This is a genomic window from Exiguobacterium aurantiacum (assembly GCF_001766415.1).
Lineage (GTDB): Bacteria > Bacillota > Bacilli > Exiguobacteriales > Exiguobacteriaceae > Exiguobacterium > Exiguobacterium aurantiacum_A.
In genome coordinates this window covers 1-577 of record NZ_MKXO01000044.1, presented here as the reverse complement: position 1 = coordinate 577, position 577 = coordinate 1, and the positions used below count along the sequence as shown (strand labels likewise).

Below are 577 nucleotides of genomic sequence, written 5' to 3'. Positions count from 1 at the left end.
TGACGATATTTCTTTGGCTGATGGGACGCCGGTTCATAGGAGGTCGAGCCAGAATGCTTTTCTTCCTCTGTCAGCATAACCCATGGCGGGATATCTTCTTTTTTCTTGAAAGCCGTCTTCTTAGGGAGAGCAGCTGGCTGCATCGTTTTGCGGCGCTGCGCGATTTTCTTTCGGTACTCGTCCACTCTTTTCATGAGATCACCCTTTACATACAAACAGTTTGTACATTTTATGTGACAACCCCATCTGATATGCAACAAAAAGACCGATTCTCATCGAATCGGTCTCAGCGTGCAGAGAAACCCTCGCATTCATTGTCGGTCTGCGCTCCGGTACTCACGAATGTCAAATTCGCTTCGCAAAGGCAGCCGCCTTTCCTGACTGCAAAGGTTTTCTATCACGGTTCAGTGATTATGCTCTTACACCAAAGAATGCTTTCAGCTTTGCAAACATTCCCTTGTTTTCTTCTTCAAAAGATTGAAGCGGTACTGATTCGCCTAGTACGCGGCGGGCAATATTGCGATAGGCAATCGATACTTTGTTTTTAGCATCCATGACAATCGGTTCACCATTGTTT

At 45.9% G+C, this 577-nt stretch carries 2 pseudogenes; both read right to left on the bottom strand.

The window, feature by feature from the left end:
• A pseudogene (locus tag BJU60_RS15340) lies at positions 1-194 on the bottom strand (stage IV sporulation protein FA); the annotation flags it as partial.
• A 217-nt stretch (positions 195-411) separates the two neighbouring features.
• Positions 412-577, bottom strand: a pseudogene (locus BJU60_RS14860) (septum site-determining protein MinD); the annotation flags it as partial.